The sequence below is a fragment of the Pseudomonas sp. G3-19 genome, from assembly GCF_054855875.1.
This window is the reverse complement of sequence record NZ_JBMPIQ010000003.1, coordinates 4,376,415-4,398,259: the sequence shown is the minus strand read 5'-3', so window position 1 is coordinate 4,398,259 and position 21,845 is coordinate 4,376,415. Positions and strand designations below refer to the sequence as shown.

Genomic DNA, 21,845 nt, shown 5'->3' with positions numbered 1-21,845 from the left:
CGATTGGTCGGCAGGTACGCAGGTGGATGACTTTAAAGCTATAAGAACGGGAAATTAAATACTGTTAATGAATAACGATATGGCGGATGGTGAGGAATGGACTGGATGGTGAGTGACGATTTGTGTCACTTACTGACAGGGGTGTGGTGATTTTGCTGGCCCCTTCGCGAGCAAGCCCGCTCCCACATTTGATCTTCAGTGGACACAAGTTCTGTGTTCGACCGGGATCCACTGTGGGAGCGGGCTTGCTCGCGAAGGGGCCATGTGCCGCGCTGAAGACCTACCGCTCGTGCAACGCCTCGGCCCGCGCCCGAATGATCGGCTTGAGCAGATAGCTCAACACCGATTTCTTGCCGGTGATGATATCCACCGACGCCACCATCCCCGGGATGATCAGCAACGGCTTTTCATCAGTGCCCAGGTGGCTGCGCTCGGTGCGCACCTTGATGATGTAGTAGGTGGTTTTCTTGTCTTCGTCGGTGATGGTGTCGGCACCGATCTGCTCCAGTTTGGCTTTCAGCCCGCCATAAATGGTGTAGTCGTACGCGGTGAATTTGACGATCGCTTCCTGCCCCGGATGCAGGAACGCAATGTCCTGCGGACGGATCTTGGCTTCGACCAGCAAGGTGTCATCCAGCGGCACGATTTCCACCATGTCGCTGCCCGGCTGAATAACACCGCCGATGGTGTTGACCAGCAACTTGTTGACGATGCCGCGCACCGGCGAGGTGACCAGCGTCCGGCTGACCCGGTCTTCAAGCGCTTTGCCGGTGGCCTGGGCCTTGTTCAGGTCGGTGCGGGCTTCGTTGAGCTGAGTCAGCGCATCGCTGCGAAATTTGCCGCGAGTCTCGTCGATCTTGCGCTGGACTTCCTTGATGGCCGATTCGGCGCGCGGGATCGCTAGCGTGGTGGCGTCGAGCTGACCACGGGTTTCGACTTCGGCACGCTTGAGTCGCAGCACCTCGACCGGCGACACCGCGCCTTGCGCCACCAGCGGCTCGGACATGTTGATTTCCTGGCGCTGCAATCCCAGTTGCTGGCGATACTGCGCCTGCTTGGAGCTGAACTCGCGCAGCTCTTGCTGACGCTGGATCAACTGCTCCTGCAAACCGCCGATCTCGTCGTGCAGTTGCTGACGACGACTGATGTACAACGATTCTTCGCTTTTCGCCTGGCCCGGCACGGCTTTGAGCACGTCTTCAGGGAAATTCAGTGGACGGTCATCGACCTCGGCGCTCAGACGCTCGACGCGCAACAGCATCGACAGTCGATCAGCTTCGGTTTCGCCGACGTTGGAAGCAAACCGCGTGTCGTCCAGGCGAATCAGCGGTGCGCCGGCCTCGACGATCTGACCTTCCTTGACGAACATTTCCGAGACGATCCCGCCCTCAAGGTTCTGGATTTTCTGGATCTTCGACGACGGAATCGCCTTGCCGTCGCCCTTGGTCACTTCGTCGATGACCGCGAAGTTGGCCCACAACAGCAGGAACAGGAAGAAGCCGATGATTGCCCAGATGGTCAGGCGCACGACGCGCGGGGCGTCCTCGATCAGCGCCTTGTTGACCTCCGGCAGCGGCTGGCCCTGCAGCGAGGCAGAACCCTTGAAGTAGCGACGGATCGACTCTCTGACACCCGACTTAAGCAACACTGATCTGCCCCTTCTTCAACGCTTCCATCACGGCGGCTTTCGGGCCATCGGCGAGAATCTGTCCACGGTCGACCACCAGCAGGCGGTCGACCAGCGACAGCAGCGAGGCCCGGTGCGTCACCAGCACCACGGTCTTGTTTTCAACCACGGCAGCCAAGCGCTGCTTGAGGCGTTCTTCGCCGGTGTTGTCCATGGCGCTGGTCGGTTCGTCGAGCAGCAGGATCGGCGGGTTGAGCAGCAGCGCCCGCGCCAGTGCGACGTTCTGCCGTTGGCCACCGGACAGGTTCTGCCCGCGCTCGCCGACTTGCAGCTCATAGCCTTGCGGATGCAGGCGGGCGAATTCGTGCACGCCGGCCAGTTCGGCGGCTTGCAGTACCAGCTCGTCTTCTACATAGCGCGCGCCGGAGACCAGGTTGTCACGCAGGGTGCCGGCCAGCAGCTGGATGTCCTGCGGCACGTAGCCGATGTTGTAGCGCAGCTCGCTGACGTCGATCTGGCGGATGTCCACGCCGTCCACCAGCAATGCGCCGTCGTCCGGTTGGTACAGGCCGACCAGCAGTTTCGCCAACGAACTCTTGCCCGAGCCGCTGCGGCCGATGATGCCGATCTTCTCGCCGGGACGGATCACCAGGTTGATGTTCTTCAGCGCCGGGTTCTGCTGTTCCGGGTAGGTGAAGTTCAACTGACGGCACTCGATCGCGCCCTGCAACACCTTGCGGCTCAGCGGACGCTCTTCGAAATTGCGCTCCTGCGGCAGCTCCATCATCTGATCAACCGACGTCATGGTCACCCGCGCCTGCTGGTAGCGGGTCAGCAGACCGGACAGCGAGGCCAGCGGGCTGAGCGCACGGCCACTGAGCATGTAGCAGGCAATCAGACCGCCCATGCTCAGGTTGCCGGCGATGATCTGATACACGCCGAAGACGATCATGATCACCCCGGCCAGTTGCTGGATCAGCAGGGTGATGTTCATCGCCAGACCGGAGAGCATTTTCACTCGCAGCTCGAGGCGGCTGAGGGTGCCGATGGTCTGTTCCCACTGGTATTGGCGTTCGCTTTCGGCGTTGTTGACCTTGACCGCATCGAGGCCGGCGAGGGTTTCGATCAGGCTCGACTGACGCTCGGCGCCGAGGGCCATGGTGCGTTCCATGGTCGCTACCAGCGGCTTTTGCAACGCATAGCCGATCAACAGCGCAATCGGGAACGCCAGCACCGGAATCCACACCAGATGCCCGCCGAGAATCGCGATGACGATGAAGATCAGGATGGTGAACGGCAGGTCGATCAGACTGGTCAGGGTCAGCGAGGCGAGGAAGTCGCGCAGACTCTGAAACTCATGGATGTTCTGCGCGAAGCTGCCGACCCGTGCCGGGCGGTACTTCATGGCCATGCCGACGATACGCTCGAACAGCGTCGCGGAGATGATCAGGTCGGTTTTCTTGCCGGCCAGATCCAGGCACAGGCTACGCAGGCTCTTGAGGATCAGGTCGAAAATGTAGGCACCAGTGATGCCCAGCGCCAGCACCCAGAGGGTCGCTTCGGCCTGGTTCGGCACCACGCGGTCGTAGACGTTCATCACGAACAGCGGCGCGGCCATGGCGATGATGTTAATCAGGAAACTCGCGGCGATCGCATCCGCATACAACCAGCGCGAACGCTTGAGGGTGTCGCGAAACCACGAGCGCGCACGCGGGATCAGCGTGCCGTGATTAACGTCGAATTTGTGCTGCGGCTGGGCGAAAAACACTTTGCCGGTGTAGTCGTCGGCCAGCAGTTCGCGGCTGACCACCGATTCGCCGCCATCACTTTCGCTGAGCAGCACCCGTGCTTCGTTGTCACCTTGCCAGCCGAGCAGGACAGCACTGCGGCCATCCTTGAGCAGCAACAACGCCGGCATGGCAATCGCCGGAATCTCTTCCAGCTTGCGTTGCAGCACCCGACCCTGCAGCCCGGCGCGAGCCGCTGCACGGGGCAGCAACTCGACACTCAGGCGTTGTTTGGGCAGCGGCAGGCCAGTGGTGAGCATCGCCGCACTGGCCGGCTTCTGGTGCAACATGCATAGAGCGAGCAGACCATCCAGTAACGGATCGTCGTGCATCGCGCGCGGATCATGAATGAGTTGAACTCGACTGACTTCTGATTCCACGCTCGGCACTCTTGGCTAACAATTGAACAATGAAGGTTCTGCTCAATTCATACCCGGCAGTTGGACCTTCGGCTTCACATCGTTCTGCACGACGGATGCCAATGGTGCGACCACTCCCTGGCTCTTGAGCAACTCGCCCATGGTCGCCTTGATTCGATACTGAGTAAATAACTGAATGTTCTTGATCTCGGCCAGACGGCGCGAAGCGGTGAACAACTCGTTTTCGCTGTCGAGCAAATCGAGCAGGGTGCGCTCGCCGAGGCTGAACTGACGCTGGTAGGCGGTACGCACGGCGGTGCTGTGATCAACGTACTGCTGCGCGATCGGCACCTGCGCATTGGCGTTGTTCAGGGCGTTCCAGGCCAGGCCCAGTTCTTCGTTCAACTGACGCAGGGCGTTGTTGCGGATGTCCAGCGCCTGGTTCGACAGGTACGACTTGGATTCCAGATCGGCCTTGTTGCTGCCGCCCGAATACAGGTTGAAGCGCATGCGCAGCATCGCCTGCCACTCGTTGTTGTGGCCGTTCTGACCATCGAGATCGTTGTCGGCGGTGCGTCCCAGCTCGGCGTCGAAACGTGGGTAGAACGTCGACTTGGCGGTTTCGTACTGCTTCTCGGCAGCGGCGATATCGGACTCGGCCGAGCGCAGGATCGGGCTGTTTTCCAGCATCTGCGTACGGGCTTCATTGAGGTTGGCCGGCATCATCGCCATGAACGGCGCCGGGCGCTCCAACTGGTCAGGCATCTGGCCGACGGCACTGAGGAAGTTGGTCTCGGAGTCGGCGAGGTTGGTCTGTTCGGTGATCAGGTTGTTGCGGGCCTGAGCCATCCGCGCTTCAGCCTGATCAAGGTCAGCGCCGCTACCAACGCCGCGCTGGGTGCGTAGCTGGATCTGATCATAGATGCGCTGGTGGCTTTTGAGGTTTTCTTCGGCCAGACGCACGAATTCGCGGCGGGTCAGCACGTCCAGGTACACCTGGGCGACGGTCAGCGCGGTGCGCTCGGAAGTGCCGAGCAGCGAGTAGGCGCGGGAGTTGACGGTGGCTTGTTGACGCCCGACTTCGCTGGACGTGGCAAAACCGTCAAAAACCATTTGCGAGAGACGTAAACTTGACTCGCTGCGGTTCAAAGTTTCCCAGTGGTTGCCGCCACCGTTGGCGCGCGTGGTCACGCTGTCAGTGCCCTCACGGCCATAACCGCCCAGCAGATCGACCTTGGGCAGGTATCCACCTTTGGCTGCCTTTAACTGATAATCCGCGGCCAAACGACTGTTGACCCCCGCCTGGATTTCCGGATGGACATCCAGTGCCTGTTGCATGGCTTCTGGTAAGGATTGTGCTTGGACGAAAGAGGCGGCGAGGGCGAACGGTAGAGCCTTGAACAAGTGCAAACGCATGGTAAAGATTTCCCAGGACTTCTTGTCTTGAATCACAGCAAAACGTGCTGCTGCGTCGGATGATTGGCAACCGGAATGACCGTATGTCGGAAAGTTCAAAATAGGAACTGGATCACACGCTGAGGGACAGGTCGCCGCGGAAATATCAATGTGACATTAGTGGGGCGATTGTTTAGGATGGCACCCAGAAGGTCAATAGTTTGGCATAAAGTTAATAGCGAAAGAATCTAGCCAAATTATTGACGAAGAACAGCGTCAATCTTGATTCGCAAATTTTTAAAGTACGTCCAGACTGAATCGGCGCCGAAGCCATCAGGCTATGGAAGTCAACTGAACGTGACACCCGGAGAGTCTTCAATGAGCAGTGTTGTTGCCATCGTCAAAAGCATTGTCGGTCAGGTATTCGTGGTCTCCCCCGAGGGTGTACGCCGCGTGCTCGTTGAAGGCGATCGCCTGTTCGTCGGCGACCAGATCGATACCGGCCTCTCCGGCGCCGTGTCGCTGGAACTGGCGGATGGCCGCACCCTGGACCTGGGCCGTGAAACCCAGTGGAGCGCCAACGCGCCCGACTCCAGCACTGACCTGGCCGAGGCCACCGCGCAGGCCGCACCGTCCGTAGCCGAGCTGCAGCAGGCCATCGCCGCCGGTGCCGACCCGACCACCGCCCTTGAAGCCACCGCTGCCGGCGCTACCGCCGCAGGCACTGGCGGCGCGGCAGGCGGCGGCCACAGTTTCGTGATGCTCGACGCCACCGCTGGCCGCGTCGACCCGACCATCGGCTTCCCGACCGCAGGCATCAATTCCGGTGCGCAAGCAGCACAGAACATCACCGGTGGCCAGACCACCGACACCACCACCAACGCCCTGCGTGAGTCGACCCTGAGCCTCAGCGCCACGCCGACCATCACCGAAGCCGGCGGCGTGCTGGTGTACACCGCGACCCTGACCCAGGCGCCGCTGACCGACCTGACCATCACCCTGTCCAACGGCTCGGTGATCGTTATTCCGGCCGGCTCCACCACCGGCACCGTCAACGTGCCGCTGGCACCGAACGACACCGTTTATAACGACCCGACCCAGATCAACGTGACCGTCACCGGCACCACCGGCGGCAACGGCATTACCGTGACCCCGCCGACCACCCCGGCGACGACTCAGGTCACCGACACCATCGACACCACCACCGTCACCCTGACTGCTGGCAACAGCGTCACCGAAGGCGGTCAGATCACCTATACCGCGACACTGACCAACCCGGCGCAGACACCGGTCACCGTCACCCTGTCCAACGGTTCGACCATCACCATCGAAGCCGGCCAGACCACCGGCACCGTCAACGTGCCAACCGCGCCGAATGACGTCTACAACAACGGCAGCACCGTCAGCACCACCATCACCGGTGCCACCGGCGGCAACTTCGAGAACCTGGTGCCGAACACGACGCCAGCCGTGACGAACATCGTCGATTCGCGCGACACCACCGGTCTGACCCTCACCGCCACCGGTACCGTGGTCGAAGGTGGCCAGATCACCTACACCGCGACCCTGACCAATCCGGCACAGACGCCGGTTACCGTCACCCTGTCCAACGGTTCGACCATCACCATCGAAGCCGGCCAGACCACTGGCACCGTCAACGTGCCGACCGCGCCGAACGACGTCTACAACAACGGCGGCACCGTCAGCACCACGATTACCGGCGCAACCGGCGGCAACTTCGAGAATCTGGTGCCGAACACCACCCCGGCGACCACCACCGTCACCGACTCCATCGACACCACCAACCTGTCGCTGAGTGCCACCGGCACCGTCGCTGAAGGCGGCTCGATCGTTTACACCGCCACCCTGACCAACCCGGCTGGCACCCCGGTGACCGTGACGTTGAGCAATGGCTCCGTCATCACCATCGAGGCTGGCAAAACCACCGGCACTGTGACCGTTCCCGCGCCTGCGGATGACGTCTACAAAGACGCCGGCAAAGTCGAAGTCAGCATCACCGGCACCACGGGTGGCAATTTCGAGAACCTGGTGCCGAGCACCGTTCCGGCTGTTACCGAAGTCACCGACACCATCGATACCTCGACCGTCAAACTGACTGCCGATACTTCGGTCGCTGAGGGCGGCACCGTCACTTACACCGCCACCGTCGGTGCACCTGTGACCGGTTCGCCGGTTGTCGTGACCCTGGCCAACGGTCAGACCATCACCATCGAAGTCGGCAAAACCACCGGCACCGTGACCACCACCGTGCCGAACGATGCGTTGACCGGCAACCCACCGCTGACCAACGCCATCACCAATGTCAGTGGCGGTAACTACGAGAACCTCGTCGCCGATAAAACTCCGGTTTCGACCACCGTTACCGACACCGTCGACACCACCAACCTGTCGTTGAGCGCGACCGGTACCGTGGCTGAGGGCGGTTCGATCGTTTACACCGCGACGTTGACCAATGCTGCCGGCTCGCCGGTCACCGTGACCCTGAGCAACGGCGCCGTGATCACCATCGAAGCCGGTAAAACCACCGGCACCGTGACGGTTCCGGCGCCTGCCGATGACGTCTACAAAGACGCCGGCAAAGTCGAAGTCACCATCAACGGTGCAACCGGCGGCAACTTCGAAAATCTGGTGCCAAGCACTGTCCCTGCGGTCACCGAAGTGACCGATACCATCGACACTTCGACGGTCAAACTGTCCGCTGACACCTCGGTCGCCGAGGGTGGCACCGTCACTTACACCGCGACCGTTGGTGCGCCTGTGACTGGCTCGCCGGTTGTCGTGACTCTGGCCAACGGTCAGTCCATCACCATCGAAGTGGGTAAAACCACTGGCACCGTGACCACCACCGCACCGAACGACGTGCTCAACGGCCAGGCGCCGCTGAGCAACTCGATCACTGGCGTGAGCGGTGGCAACTACGAAAATCTGGTCGCCGACAAGACGCCGGTCAGCACCACCGTGACTGATACCGTCGACACCACCAACCTGACGTTGAGCGCCACTGGCTCCGTCGCTGAAGGCGGTTCGATTGTCTACACCGCGACCCTGACCAACCCGGCCGGCACCCCGGTGACCGTGACCCTGAGCAATGGCTCCGTCATCACCATCGAAGCCGGTAAAACCACCGGTACCGTGACTGTTCCGGCGCCTGCCGATGACGTCTACAAAGATGCCGGCAAAGTCGAAGTCAGCATTACCGGAACCAGCGGTGGCAATTTCGAGAACCTTGTTCCGAGCACCGTTCCGGCTGTCACCGAAGTCACTGACACCATCGATACTTCGACCGTCAAACTGACCGCTGATACTTCGGTCGCTGAAGGCGGCACTGTCACTTACACCGCTACGGTTGGTGCGCCGGTGACTGGCTCGCCGGTGGTTGTGACCTTGGCCAACGGTCAGACCATCACCATCGAAGTGGGCAAAACCACTGGCACCGTGACCACCACCGCGCCGAACGATGCGTTGAATGGTCATGAGCCACTGAGCAACGCGATCACTGACGTGAGCGGTGGCAACTACGAAAATCTCGTGGCCGACAAAACCCCTGTCAGCACCACCGTCACCGATACCGTCGACACCACCAACCTGTCGCTGACTGCGACCGGCACCGTGGCTGAAGGTGGCTCGATCATCTACACCGCGACCCTGACCAATCCGGCCGGCACGCCGGTAACCGTGACCCTGAGCAATGGCTCCGTCATCACCATCGAAGCGGGTAAAACCACCGGCACCGTGACCGTTCCGGCGCCAGCCGATGACGTCTACAAAGATGCCGGCAAGGTTGAGGTCAGCATTACCGGAACAACCGGCGGCAATTTCGAGAACCTGGTGCCGAGCACCGTTCCGGCTGTTACCGAAGTTACCGATACCATCGATACGTCGACGGTCAAACTCACCGCCGACACTTCGGTAGCTGAAGGCGGGACTGTCACTTACACCGCCACCGTCGGCGCACCGGTAACCGGCTCGCCGGTTGTTGTGACCTTGGCCAATGGTCAGAACATCACCATCGAAGTGGGCAAAACCACCGGCACCGTGACCACCACCGCGCCAAACGATGCGCTGAACGGTCACGAACCGCTGACCAACTCGATTACCGGCGTCACCGGTGGCAACTACGAAAATCTGGTCGCTGACAAAACTCCGGTTTCGACCACCGTTACCGACACCGTCGACACCACCAACCTGTCGCTGACCGCTACCGGCACCGTGGCTGAAGGTGGTTCGATCGTTTACACCGCGACCCTGACCAATCCGGCCGGTACGCCGGTGACCGTGACCCTGTCGAACGGCTCGGTGATCACCATTGAAGCAGGTAAAACTACCGGCACCGTGACTGTTCCCGCCCCAGCCGATGACGTTTACAAAGACGCTGGCAAGGTTGAAGTCACGATCAAAGACGCCGCAGGCGGCAATTTCGAGAACCTGGTGCCGAGCACGGTTCCGGCTGTCACCGAAGTCACTGACACCATCGATACTTCGACCGTCAAACTGACCGCCGATACTTCAGTCGCTGAAGGCGGCACTGTCACCTACACCGCTACCGTTGGCGCACCAGTCACCGGTTCGCCAGTCGTGGTGACCTTGGCCAATGGTCAGAACATTACCATCGAAGTCGGCAAAACCACCGGCACCGTGACCACCACCGCGCCAAACGATGCGCTGAACGGTCACGAACCGCTGACCAACTCGATTACCGGCGTCACCGGTGGCAACTACGAAAATCTGGTCGCTGACAAAACTCCGGTTTCGACCACCGTTACCGACACCGTCGACACCACCAACCTGTCGCTGACCGCTACCGGCACCGTGGCTGAAGGTGGCTCGATCGTCTACACCGCAACCCTGACCAATCCGGCCGGGACTCCGGTGACCGTGACCCTGTCGAACGGCTCGGTGATCACCATTGAAGCGGGTAAAACTACCGGCACCGTGACCGTTCCAGCGCCAGCCGATGACGTCTACAAGGACGCTGGCAAGGTTGAAGTTACGATCAAAGACGCCGCAGGCGGCAACTTCGAGAACCTGGTGCCGAGCACGGTTCCAGCCGTGACCGAAGTCACCGATACCATCGACACCACGTCGGTGAAACTGACCGCGACCGAATCCGCTGCTGAAGGCGGCACCGTCACCTACACCGCGACCGTTGGCGCACCAGTCACCGGTTCGCCAGTCGTGGTGACCTTGGCCAATGGTCAGAACATTACCATCGAAGTCGGCAAAACCACCGGCACCGTGACCACCACTGCGCCAAACGATGCGCTGAACGGTCACGAACCGCTGACCAACTCGATTACCGGCGTCACCGGTGGCAACTATGAAAATCTGGTCGCTGACAAAACCCCGGTCAGCACCACCGTCACTGACACCGTGGACACGACGAATCTGTCGCTCAGCGCCACCAACTCGGTCGCCGAGGGCGGTTCGATCACCTACACCGCGACCCTGACCAACGCTGCCGGCTCGCCAGTCACCGTGACCCTGTCCAACGGTTCGGTGATTACCATCGAAGCGGGCAAGACCACCGGCACCGTGACCGTTCCAGCGCCTGCCGATGACGTCTACAAAGATGCCGGCAAGGTTGAAGTCACCATCAACGGTGCAACCGGCGGCAACTTCGAGAACCTCGTTCCGAGCACCGTTCCGGCAGTGACTGAAGTCACTGACACCATCGACACCACGTCGGTGAAACTGACCGCGACCGAGTCCGCTGCTGAAGGTGGCACCGTCACCTACACCGCCACTGTCGGTGCTCCGGTAACCGGCTCGCCTGTGGTCGTGACCCTCGCCAACGGTCAGAACATCACCATCGAAGTCGGCAAGACCACCGGCACCGTGACCACCACCGCACCGAACGATGCGTTGAACGGTCATGCGCCGCTGACTAACGCCATCACCGACGTGAGCGGCGGCAATTACGAGAATCTGGTTGCCGACAAAACCCCGGTCAGCACCACCGTGACCGATACCGTCGACACCACCAACCTGTCGCTGGCCGCGACCGGCACCGTCGCTGAAGGCGGTTCGATCGTCTACACCGCAACCTTGACCAACCCGGCCGGTACGCCGGTAACCGTGACTTTGTCCAACGGCGCCGTGATCACCATCGACGCGGGCAAAACCACCGGCACCGTGACCGTTCCAGCACCTGCCGATGACGTCTACAAAGACGCCGGCAAGGTCGAAGTCACGATCAAGGATGCTGCGGGCGGCAACTTCGAGAACCTGGTGCCAAGCACCGTTCCAGCCGTTACCGAAGTCACCGACACCATCGATACCTCGACCGTGAAGCTGAGCGCCGATACTTCGGTGGCTGAAGGTGGCACTGTCACTTACACCGCGACTGTTGGCGCTCCAGTGACTGGCGCGCCTGTTGTTGTGACCCTGGCCAACGGTCAGACCATCACCATCGACATCGGCAAGACCACCGGCACCGTGACGACCACCGCACCGAACGATGCGTTGAACGGTCACGAGCCGCTGAACAACTCGATCACCAATGTCAGCGGCGGCAACTACGAAAACCTCGTCGCCGACAAGACGCCAGTCAGCACCACCGTGACCGATACCGTCGACACCACCAACCTGTCGCTGAGCGCGACGCCGGCGGTGAACGAAGGCGGGCAGATCACCTACACCGCCACCCTGACCAACGCCGCCGGCACTCCGGTGACCGTGACCTTGAGCAATGGCGCGGTGATCACCATCGACGCCGGCAAAACTATCGGCACCGTGACCGTCGATGCGCCGAAGGATGACGTCTACAAGGACGCCGGCACCGTTGAAGCGACCATCAAAGGCGCGACCGGTGGCGACTTCGAGAACCTGGTGACCAGCAACACCCCGGCGGTGACCACCGTCAACGACACCATCGACACCTCCACCGTGTCGCTGACTGCCACCGCCAACGTCGCCGAAGGCGAAACCGTGGTTTACACCGCAAGCGTGACTGCACCAGTAACAGGCTCGCCTGTTGTGGTCACCCTGTCCAACGGCCAGACCATCACCATCGCCGTCGGTGAGACCACCGGCAGCGTGAACTTCGTCGCGCCGAACAGCCCATTGGCGGGCGGCAGCTCGTTGAGCGTGGCCATCGACAAGGTTGCCGGCGGTAACTATGAAAACCTGGTGGCCGACAAGACACCGGCGAACACCTCAGTGTCGGACACTGTCGACACCACCAACCTGAACCTGACCGCCAGCGACTCGGTGGCCGAGGGTGGTTCGATCGTTTACACCGCGACCCTGACCAACCCTGCCGGCACTCCGGTGACCGTGACCCTGTCCAACGGCGCGGTGATCACCATCGAAGCCGGTAAAACGTCGGGCACCGTGACCGTTCCAGCTCCGGCTGACGACGTTTACAAAGACGCGGGTAAAGTCGAAGCAACCATTTCCAGCGCTACCGGTGGCAACTTCGAGAACCTGGTGCCTAGCACCGTTCCGGCCGTCACCAACGTGACCGACACCATCGATACCACCACGGTCAAACTGACCGCGACCGAATCGGCTGCGGAAGGTGGCACCGTCACTTACACCGCGACTGTCGGCGCGCCAGTGACTGGCTCGCCGGTCGTGGTGACCTTGGCCAACGGTCAGAACATCACCATCGAAGTGGGTAAAACCACTGGCACCGTGACTACCACTGCGCCGAACGATGCGTTGACCGGCCACGCGCCGCTGACCAACGCCATCACCGACGTGAGCGGCGGTAACTACGAAAACCTCGTGGCGGATAAAACGCCGGTTTCGACCAATGTCACCGACACCGTCGACACCACCAATCTGTCGCTCAGTGCGACCGGCACCGTGGCCGAGGGTGGCTCGATCGTCTACACCGCAACCCTGACCAACGCCGCTGGTTCGCCAGTCACCGTGACCCTGTCCAACGGCGCGGTGATCACCATCGAGGCCGGTAAAACCTCTGGCACCGTGACCGTTCCGGCGCCAGCCGATGACGTGTACAAGGACGCCGGTAAAGTCGAAGCGACCATTTCCAGCGCTACCGGTGGCAACTTCGAGAACCTGGTGCCAAGCACCGTTCCGGCCGTCACCAACGTTACCGACACCATCGACACCACCACGGTCAAACTGACGGCGACTGAATCCGCTGCTGAAGGTGGCACCGTCACCTACACCGCCACCGTCGGTGCTCCGGTAACCGGCTCGCCTGTGGTCGTGACCCTGGCCAACGGTCAGAACATCACCATCGAAGTCGGCAAGACCACCGGCACCGTGACCACCACCGCGCCGAACGATGCGTTGACCGGTCATGCGCCACTGACCAACGCCATCACCGACGTGAGCGGCGGTAACTACGAAAACCTCGTGGCGGATAAAACGCCGGTTTCGACCAATGTCACCGATACCATCGACACCACCAACCTGTCGCTCAGTGCCACTGGCACCGTCGCTGAAGGCGGCTCGATCGTTTACACAGCAACCCTGACCAACGCCGCGGGCTCGCCAGTTACCGTGACGCTGAGCAACGGCGCTGTCATCACCATCGAGGCCGGCAAAACCACCGGCACCGTGACTGTTCCAGCTCCGGCGGACGACGTTTACAAAGATGCCGGTAAAGTCGAAGCAACCATTTCCACCGCCACCGGTGGCAACTTCGAAAACCTGGTGCCAAGTACCGTGCCGGCTGTCACCGAAGTCACCGACACGATCGACACCTCGACCGTCAAACTGACTGCCGATACCTCAGTGGCCGAAGGTGGCACCGTCACCTATACCGCCACTGTTGGCGCACCAGTCACCGGTTCGCCGGTCGTGGTGACCCTGGCCAACGGTCAGAACATCACCATCGAAGTCGGCAAGACCACTGGCACCGTCACCAGCACCGCGCCTAACGACGCGCTGACCGGTCATGCGCCTCTGACCAACTCGATCACAGGTGTGACTGGCGGCAATTACGAAAACCTTGTGGCTGACAAAACCCCGGTCAGCACTAACGTCACCGACACCGTCGACACCACCAACCTGTCGCTGTCCGCAACCGGTACCGTGGCCGAAGGTGGCTCGATCGTTTACACCGCGACCCTGACCAACGCCGCTGGCTCGCCAGTTACCGTGACGTTGAGCAACGGCGCCGTGATCACCATCGAAGCAGGCAAAACCACTGGCACCGTTACCGTTCCGGCCCCAGCCGATGACGTGTACAAGGACGCTGGCAAAGTCGAAGCGACCATTTCGACTGCTACCGGTGGCAACTTCGAGAACCTGGTACCGAGCACTGCTCCTGCAGTCACCAACGTCACCGACACCATTGATACCACCACGGTCAAACTCACCGCGACCGAGTCTGCTGCCGAAGGTGGCACCGTCACCTACACCGCGACCGTTGGTGCGCCAGTGACTGGCTCGCCAGTCGTGGTAACTCTGGCCAACGGCCAGAACATCACCATCGAAGTCGGCAAAACCACCGGCACCGTAACCACCATCGCACCGAACGATGCGCTGACCGGTCATGCGCCTTTGACCAACGCGATCACCAATGTGAGCGGCGGTAACTACGAAAACCTGGTCGCCGACAAAACGCCGGTCAGCACAACCGTTACCGACACTGTCGACACCACCAACCTGTCGCTGAGCGCAACCAACTCGGTCGCCGAGGGTGGTTCGATCATCTACACCGCGACCTTGACCAACGCGGCTGGCTCGCCAGTCACCGTGACCCTGTCGAACGGCGCTGTGATCACCATCGAAGCCGGGAAAACCACTGGCACCGTGACCGTGCCGGCTCCGGCGGATGACGTCTATAAAGACGCGGGTAAAGTCGAAGCGACCATCTCCACCGCTACCGGTGGCAACTTCGAAAACCTGGTACCGAGCACCGTGCCGGCTGTGACTCAAGTCACCGACACCATCGATACCACCACGGTCAAGCTGACCGCGACCGATTCTGCTGCCGAAGGTGGCACCGTCACCTACACCGCCACTGTCGGTGCGCCTGTGACCGGTTCGCCTGTCGTTGTGACACTGGCTAATGGTCAGAACATCACCATCGAAGTCGGCAAAACCACCGGCACCGTAACTACCACCGCACCGAATGATGCGCTGACCGGCCACGCGCCGCTGACCAACGCGATCACCAACGTCAGCGGTGGCAACTACGAAAACCTCGTTGCCGACAAGACCCCGGTCAATACCACGGTCACCGATACCGTCGACACCACCAACCTGTCGCTGTCCGCGACCGGTACCGTGGCCGAAGGCGGCTCGATCGTTTACACCGCGACGCTGACCAACGCTGCCGGTTCGCCGGTTACCGTGACGTTGAGCAACGGCGCCGTGATCACCATCGACGCCGGCAAAACCACCGGCACCGTGACCGTCCCGGCACCGGCTGATGACGTTTACAAAGACGCCGGCACCGTGCAGGCCACGATCAAATCCGCCACCGGTGGCAACTTCGAAAATCTGGTGCCAAGCACCACGCCAGCCGTGACCAGCGTCACCGACACCATCGACACCACCACGGTCAAACTGACCGCGACCGAGTCTGCTGCGGAAGGTGGTACCGTCACCTACACCGCGACCGTTGGTGCACCGGTAACCGGTTCGCCAGTGACCGTGACTCTGGCCAACGGCCAGAACATCACCATCGAAGTCGGCAAAACCACCGGCACCGTGACCACCACTGCGCCGAACGACGTGTTGACCGGTCATGCGCCACTGACCAACGCCATCACCAACGTCAGCGGCGGCAACTACGAAAACCTCGTTGCCGACAAGACCCCGGTCAGCACCACGGTCACCGACACCATTGACACCACCAACCTGTCGCTGAGCGCGACCGGCACCGTGGCAGAGGGTGGCTCGATTGTTTACACCGCAACGCTGACCAACGCCGCGGGTTCGCCAGTGACCGTGACGCTGAGCAACGGTGCAGTCATCACCATCGACGCCGGTAAAACCACCGGTACCGTCACCGTCCCTGCCCCGGCCGACGACGTCTACAAAGACGCCGGCACTGTTCAGGCAACGATCAAAACCGCGACCGGTGGCAGCTTCGAGAACCTGGTACCAAGCACCACGCCAGCAGTGACCAGCGTCACCGACACCATCGACACCACGGGCGTGAAACTCACCGCCACGGGCACCGTGGCCGAAGGTGGCACCGTCACCTACACCGCTACCGTTGGTGCGCCAGTTACCGGCTCGCCTGTCGTCGTGACCCTGGCCAACGGTCAGACCATCACCATCGACATCGGCAAAACCACCGGCACCGTGACCAGCATCGCACCGAACGATGCGCTGACCGGTCACGCGCCGTTGACCAACTCGATCACTAACGTGACCGGCGGCAACTACGAAAATTTGGTAGCCGACAAAACCCCGGTCAGCACCACCGTGACCGACACTGTCGACACTACCAACCTGACCCTGAGCGCCACCAACACGGTCGCCGAGGGCGGTTCGATCATTTACACCGCCACCCTGACCAACGCCGCTGGTTCGCCAGTGACCGTGACCCTGAGCAACGGCGCAGTGATCACCATCGACGCCGGTAAAACCACTGGCACCGTGACCGTTCCTGCCCCGGCTGATGACGTCTACAAAGACGCCGGCACCGTGCAGGCAACCATCACCAATGCCAGCGGCGGCAACTTCGAAAACCTGGTACCAAGCACCGTACCGGCCGTGACCAGCGTCACCGATACCATCGACACCACTACCGTGAAGTTGTCTGCCACCGGTACAGCGGCTGAAGGCGGCAACGTCGTCTACACCGCCACCGTCGGTGCGCCAGTCACTGGTTCGCCAGTCGTGGTGACTCTGTCCAACGGCCAGACCATCACCATCGACATCGGAAAAACCACCGGCACCGTAACCACCACCGCACCGAACGATGCGCTGACCGGTCACGCGCCGTTGACCAACGCAATCACCAACGTGAGCGGCGGCAACTACGAGAATCTGGTTGCCGACAAGACTCCGGTCAGCACCACCGTGACCGACACCGTCGACACCACCAACCTGTCGCTGACCGCGACCGGCACCGTGGCCGAAGGTGGCTCGATCGTTTACACCGCAACCCTGACCAACGCCGCTGGCTCGCCAGTGACCGTGACCCTGAGCAACGGCGCAGTGATCACCATCGACGCCGGTAAAACCACCGGCACCGTGATTGTTCCTGCACCAGCCGATGACGTCTACAAAGACGCCGGCACCGTGCAGGCGACCATCAAGTCGGCGACAGGTGGCAGCTTCGAAAACCTGGTGCCAAGCACCACGCCAGCCGTAACCAGCGTCACCGACACCATCGACACCACTGGCGTGAAACTCACCGCCACTGGCACCGTGGCCGAGGGTGGCACTGTCACCTACACCGCCACTGTCGGCGCTCCGGTCACCGGTTCGCCAGTGACCGTAAGCCTGTCCAACGGCCAGACGATCACCATCGACATCGGCAAAACCACCGGCACCGTGACCACCACTGCGCCGAACGACGTGTTGACCGGCCACGCACCGTTGACCAATGCGATCACCAACGTCAGCGGCGGCAACTACGAAAACCTCGTAGCCGACAAAACCCCGGTCAGCACCACCGTGACCGACACCGTCGACACCACCAGCCTGTCGCTGAGCGCGACCCCGGCGGTGAACGAGGGCGGCCAGATCACCTACACCGCAACCCTGAGCAACGCTGCCGGTTCCCCGGTAACCGTGACCCTGAGCAACGGCTCGGTGATCACCATCGACGCCGGCAAAACCACTGGCACCGTGACCGTTCCGGCTCCGGCTGACGACGTCTACAAAGACGCCGGCAGCGTGCAGGCGACCATCACCAACGCCAGCGGTGGCAACTTCGAGAACCTGGTACCGAGCACGACACCGGCCGTGACCAACGTCGCCGATACCATCGACACCACCACCGTCAGCATCACCGGCAGCACCTCGGTGACCGAAGGCCAGACCGCCAGCTACACCGTCAGCCTGACGCACCCGGCGCAAACCGACGTGACCCTGAAGATCGTCTACAGCGGCACCGCTGCCGACGGTTCGGACTTCACTGGCGTGTACACCGTGAAAATCCCGGCGGGCGCCAGCAGCGCGCAGTTCAACGTCGCGACCATCGATGACAAGATCACCGAAGGCACCGAGAACTTCGTGGTCAAGATCGACTCGGCCACCGGCGGCAACTTCGAGAACCTGGCCGTCAGCAGCACCAACGGTAGCGTCAGCACCTCGATCATCGACAACGATGCGCCACCGGTCATCGACCTGGATGCCAACAACTCCAGCGGCGCCACCGGTGCCGACTACAAGGTGACGTTCACCGAAAACACCCCGGGCGCCGGCGTGTCGATTGCCGACACTGACCTGACGATCACCGACCCGGACAGCACCATGCTGACCGGCGCGACCATCGTGCTGACCAACCGTCAGGACGGCGATGCACTGAACCTCGGCAACAGCGTCAACGGCATCACCATCAATGCCAACAGCACCAACGGCACCGTGACCCTGACCCTGTCGGGTAACGCGACGCTCGCCGACTACATGCAGGCGATCAAAAACATCACCTTCACCAACAGCAGTGAAGACCCGAGCACCGTGCCGCGGATCATCACCGTGACCGTGACCGATGGCGGCAACTACTCCAACACCGCGACCACCACGGTCAACGTGGTGGCGGTCAACGATGCGCCAGTCGCCGCGCCAGTCAACGTCACCGGCACCGAAGACACCCCGCTGATCCTCGGCTGGTCGACCTTCGGTGTGACTGACGTCGACAGTCCGGCCAGCAGCCTGGGCATCAAAATCACCCAGCTGCCGGGCGAAGGCAAACTGCAGTATCTGGACGGCTCGACCTGGAAAGATGTCGCCAACAACCAGACCTTCAGCAAGGCCGACATTGACGCCGGCAAGCTGCGCTTCATGCCGGATGCCAACGAGTCGGGCGTCAACGGTTACGGCGGCACCGGCCTGGGCAACAACCAGGCTGACTATGCACAGATCAAGTTCCAGCCCACCGACGGCCAACTGCTGGGCAACACCGGCACCGTGAAGATCGACATCACTCCGGTGGCGGATGCACCGACCGTGAGCGTGGCCGACAACAGCGTGAAGTCCACCGGACTGGTCAAGGAAGTCTGGACCGGCCTGTCGGGCCTGGGCACCAGCGGCAACGGCGCTGACTCGACCACGTTGAAAAACGTGATCGACGGCGCCGGCACCCCGAACTCCAGCACCAACGTGAATAACGTGCAGTCCGACGGCAGCGTGACCGCCGGTACCGCGTCGAAGACCTCGGGCCTGATCTATCTGGAAGCCGGCAAGACCTACAGTTTCAGCGGTGTGGCTGACGACAGCCTGCTGATCACCATTGGCGGCAAGAGCGTGGCGTCGGGTACCTGGGGCGCGGGCGGTGCGATCAGCGGTTCGTTCACCCCGACCACCAGCGGCTACTACACCCTGGACATCTACCACCACAACCAGAGCGGCCCGGGCAGCTATGACGTGAACCTGTCGGTCAACGGCAGCACGCCAATCGACCTGAGCAGCGCCGGCGTGCCGATCTACACCGGGGTGCAGGATCTGGTGAATTCCGGTGTGACCGTCTCCGACCTGCACGGCACCAACGGCGAAGGCTATTACGACGGCTACAAGCTCAACACTGGCGCCGAAGGCACCACGGTGAAACTGTCGGCGATCAACACCGCGCTGACCGACACCGACGGCTCGGAAACCCTGAGCGTGAAGATCAGTGGCGCGCCGGTCGGCTCGGTTCTCTCCGACGGCAACGGTCACACCTTCACAGTCACCGCGAGCAACGGCGAAGCCAACGTCACCGGCTGGAACCTGGGCAGCCTGACCGTAACCCCGCCGACCTACTACAACGGCCAGTTCAACCTGACCGTGACCTCGACCTCCACTGAAATGGTCGGCGGTTCGGCCAGCAGCACCGCGACGATTCCGGTCACCGTGGTGCCGGCGGTTTACAACGCGGTGGTTGGTACCTCTGGAGACGACACCTTCAACGGTACCGATGGCAACGACATCATGGTCGCCGACATCGGTGGTCTGACCGTGGTGCCGGGCACCAACTACAACATCGCGTTCATGGTCGACAGCTCGGGCAGCATGAGCACCTCGTCGATCAACGCGGCCAAGGACTCGCTGACCTCGGTGTTCAACACCCTCAAGCAGAGCATGGGCGGCAGCAACTCGGGCACGGTGAACATCTTCCTGGCGGACTTCGATACCCAGGTCAACAAGTCGGTGTCGGTGAACCTCAACGACCCGAACGCGCTGACCAAGCTCAAAGCCGTGCTCGACTCGATGGCGTCCGGCGGCGGCACCAACTACGAGGACGTGTTCAAGACCACGGCCAACTTCTTCCAGAGCGCGGAAGCTGTGGCGAACACCGGGGCGAAGAACCTCACGTACTTCATCACCGACGGCCAGCCGACCTACTACCAGAGCGGCGAGCAGACCAACCCGACGCTGTACGGCAGCGTGAAGTTCGACAGTGTGGTGACAACCAGCAACTACAAGCTGGGCGACACTTTCAGCACGTACATCGACAACACGCATTACCTGAGCATCACCGCCAGCGGTTATGCCCAGTTGCAGACTTACACTGCCCGTTATGGCTGGAGCACCACCAACCTGGGCACTGTTCACGCTCAGGGTGACGGCACTTACGAGTTGTCGAGCCTGGCCGGTAGCGGTAGCAGTACGGATTCGGCGACAACCTCCAACTCCAACAGCAGCTTCGCTCTGCTCAGCGGTCTGTCGAACGTCGAGGCGATCGGTATCAACAGCGGTGTCAGCCTCAACGACCTGAAACCGTATGACTCGGATCACTCGCCGCAGACCAACATCGATCCGAAGGATCTGGCCAACTCGATCATCGGCCACACCGAAGCGACGATGCCGGGCAACGACACCGTCAGCGGTGGCGACGGCAACGACATCCTGTTCGGCGACCTGGTGAGCTTCAACGGCATTGCCGGCGAGGGTTATCAGGCGATGCAGGCGTACGTCGCACAGCAAACCGGTGTGGATGTCAGCAAAGTCACCACCAGCAACGTGCACCAGTACATCACCGAGCACTATCAGGCGTTCGATGTGTCCGGTGCGCATGACGGCAACGACACGCTGCTGGGTGGCGCAGGCAATGACATCCTGTTCGGCTCGGGCGGCAACGACCTGCTCGACGGCGGCAAGGGCAATGACATCCTGCTCGGCGGCACCGGCAATGACACGCTGATCGGCGGCCAGGGCAACGACATCCTGATCGGTGGTTCCGGTGCCGACACCTTCGTCTGGAAAGCAGGCGACACCGGCAATGACGTGATCAAGGACTTCAACGCCAACGAAGGTGACCGCATCGACCTGCGCGATCTGTTGCAGGGTGAAACCGGCAGCACCATCGACAACTTTCTGAAGATCACCACGGTTGATGGCACGTCGTCGCTGCAAGTCAGCTCGGCGGGCAAGTTCAACTCCGGCGACGCGGCAGCCGCCACGCCGGACGTGACGATCAAACTGGAAGGCAACAACTGGTCGAGCGCCAACATTCACAACCTGATTGCCGGCAGCGATCCGACCATCAAGGTCGACCACAACAACAGCTGATGCGTGAACAAAACGGCCGCCCCTTGGGGCGGCCGTCACGTTTGCGGCTAACTCGGCGGT

4 protein-coding genes are annotated in these 21,845 nt (G+C 61.6%); 1 reads left to right on the top strand and 3 read right to left on the bottom strand.

All coding sequences use genetic code 11. The annotated features are described in order from the left end of the window. Window positions 1–280 precede the first annotated feature (280 nt). Genes ACOYXI_RS20150 through ACOYXI_RS20140 form a run of 3 tightly spaced genes read right to left on the bottom strand, consistent with a single transcriptional unit; the run spans window position 281 to window position 5,189 of the window. Window positions 281–1,648 carry an HlyD family type I secretion periplasmic adaptor subunit gene (locus ACOYXI_RS20150; RefSeq protein ID WP_461675219.1) on the bottom strand — a complete coding sequence of 456 codons (1,368 nt, stop codon included), beginning with the start codon at window positions 1,646–1,648 and terminating at the stop codon, window positions 281–283. After that, complete coding sequence (locus ACOYXI_RS20145) at window positions 1,638–3,794, bottom strand: type I secretion system permease/ATPase (protein ID WP_027611114.1); 2,157 nt, start codon at window positions 3,792–3,794, stop codon at window positions 1,638–1,640. The genes ACOYXI_RS20150 and ACOYXI_RS20145 overlap by 11 nt, the downstream gene beginning before the upstream one ends. A 42-nt stretch (window positions 3,795–3,836) precedes the next feature. Beyond that, on the bottom strand, window positions 3,837–5,189 hold the full coding sequence (locus ACOYXI_RS20140; RefSeq protein WP_007961502.1) for a TolC family outer membrane protein: 1,353 nt from the start codon (window positions 5,187–5,189) through the stop codon (window positions 3,837–3,839). Between the two features lie 357 nt (window positions 5,190–5,546). On the opposite strand from ACOYXI_RS20140, the gene ACOYXI_RS20135 reads away from it, so the two are divergent. Beyond that, window positions 5,547–21,785 carry a LapA family giant adhesin gene (locus ACOYXI_RS20135; RefSeq protein WP_461675218.1) on the top strand — a complete coding sequence of 5,413 codons (16,239 nt, stop codon included), beginning with the start codon at window positions 5,547–5,549 and terminating at the stop codon, window positions 21,783–21,785. Window positions 21,786–21,845 lie beyond the last annotated feature (60 nt).

Coding starts and splice junctions, on each gene's coding strand:
- ACOYXI_RS20140 (WP_007961502.1), bottom strand. CDS start 5,189: ATGCGTTTGCACTTGTTCAAGGCTCTACCGTTCGCCCTCGCCGCCTCT.
- ACOYXI_RS20135 (WP_461675218.1), top strand. CDS start 5,547: ATGAGCAGTGTTGTTGCCATCGTCAAAAGCATTGTCGGTCAGGTATTC.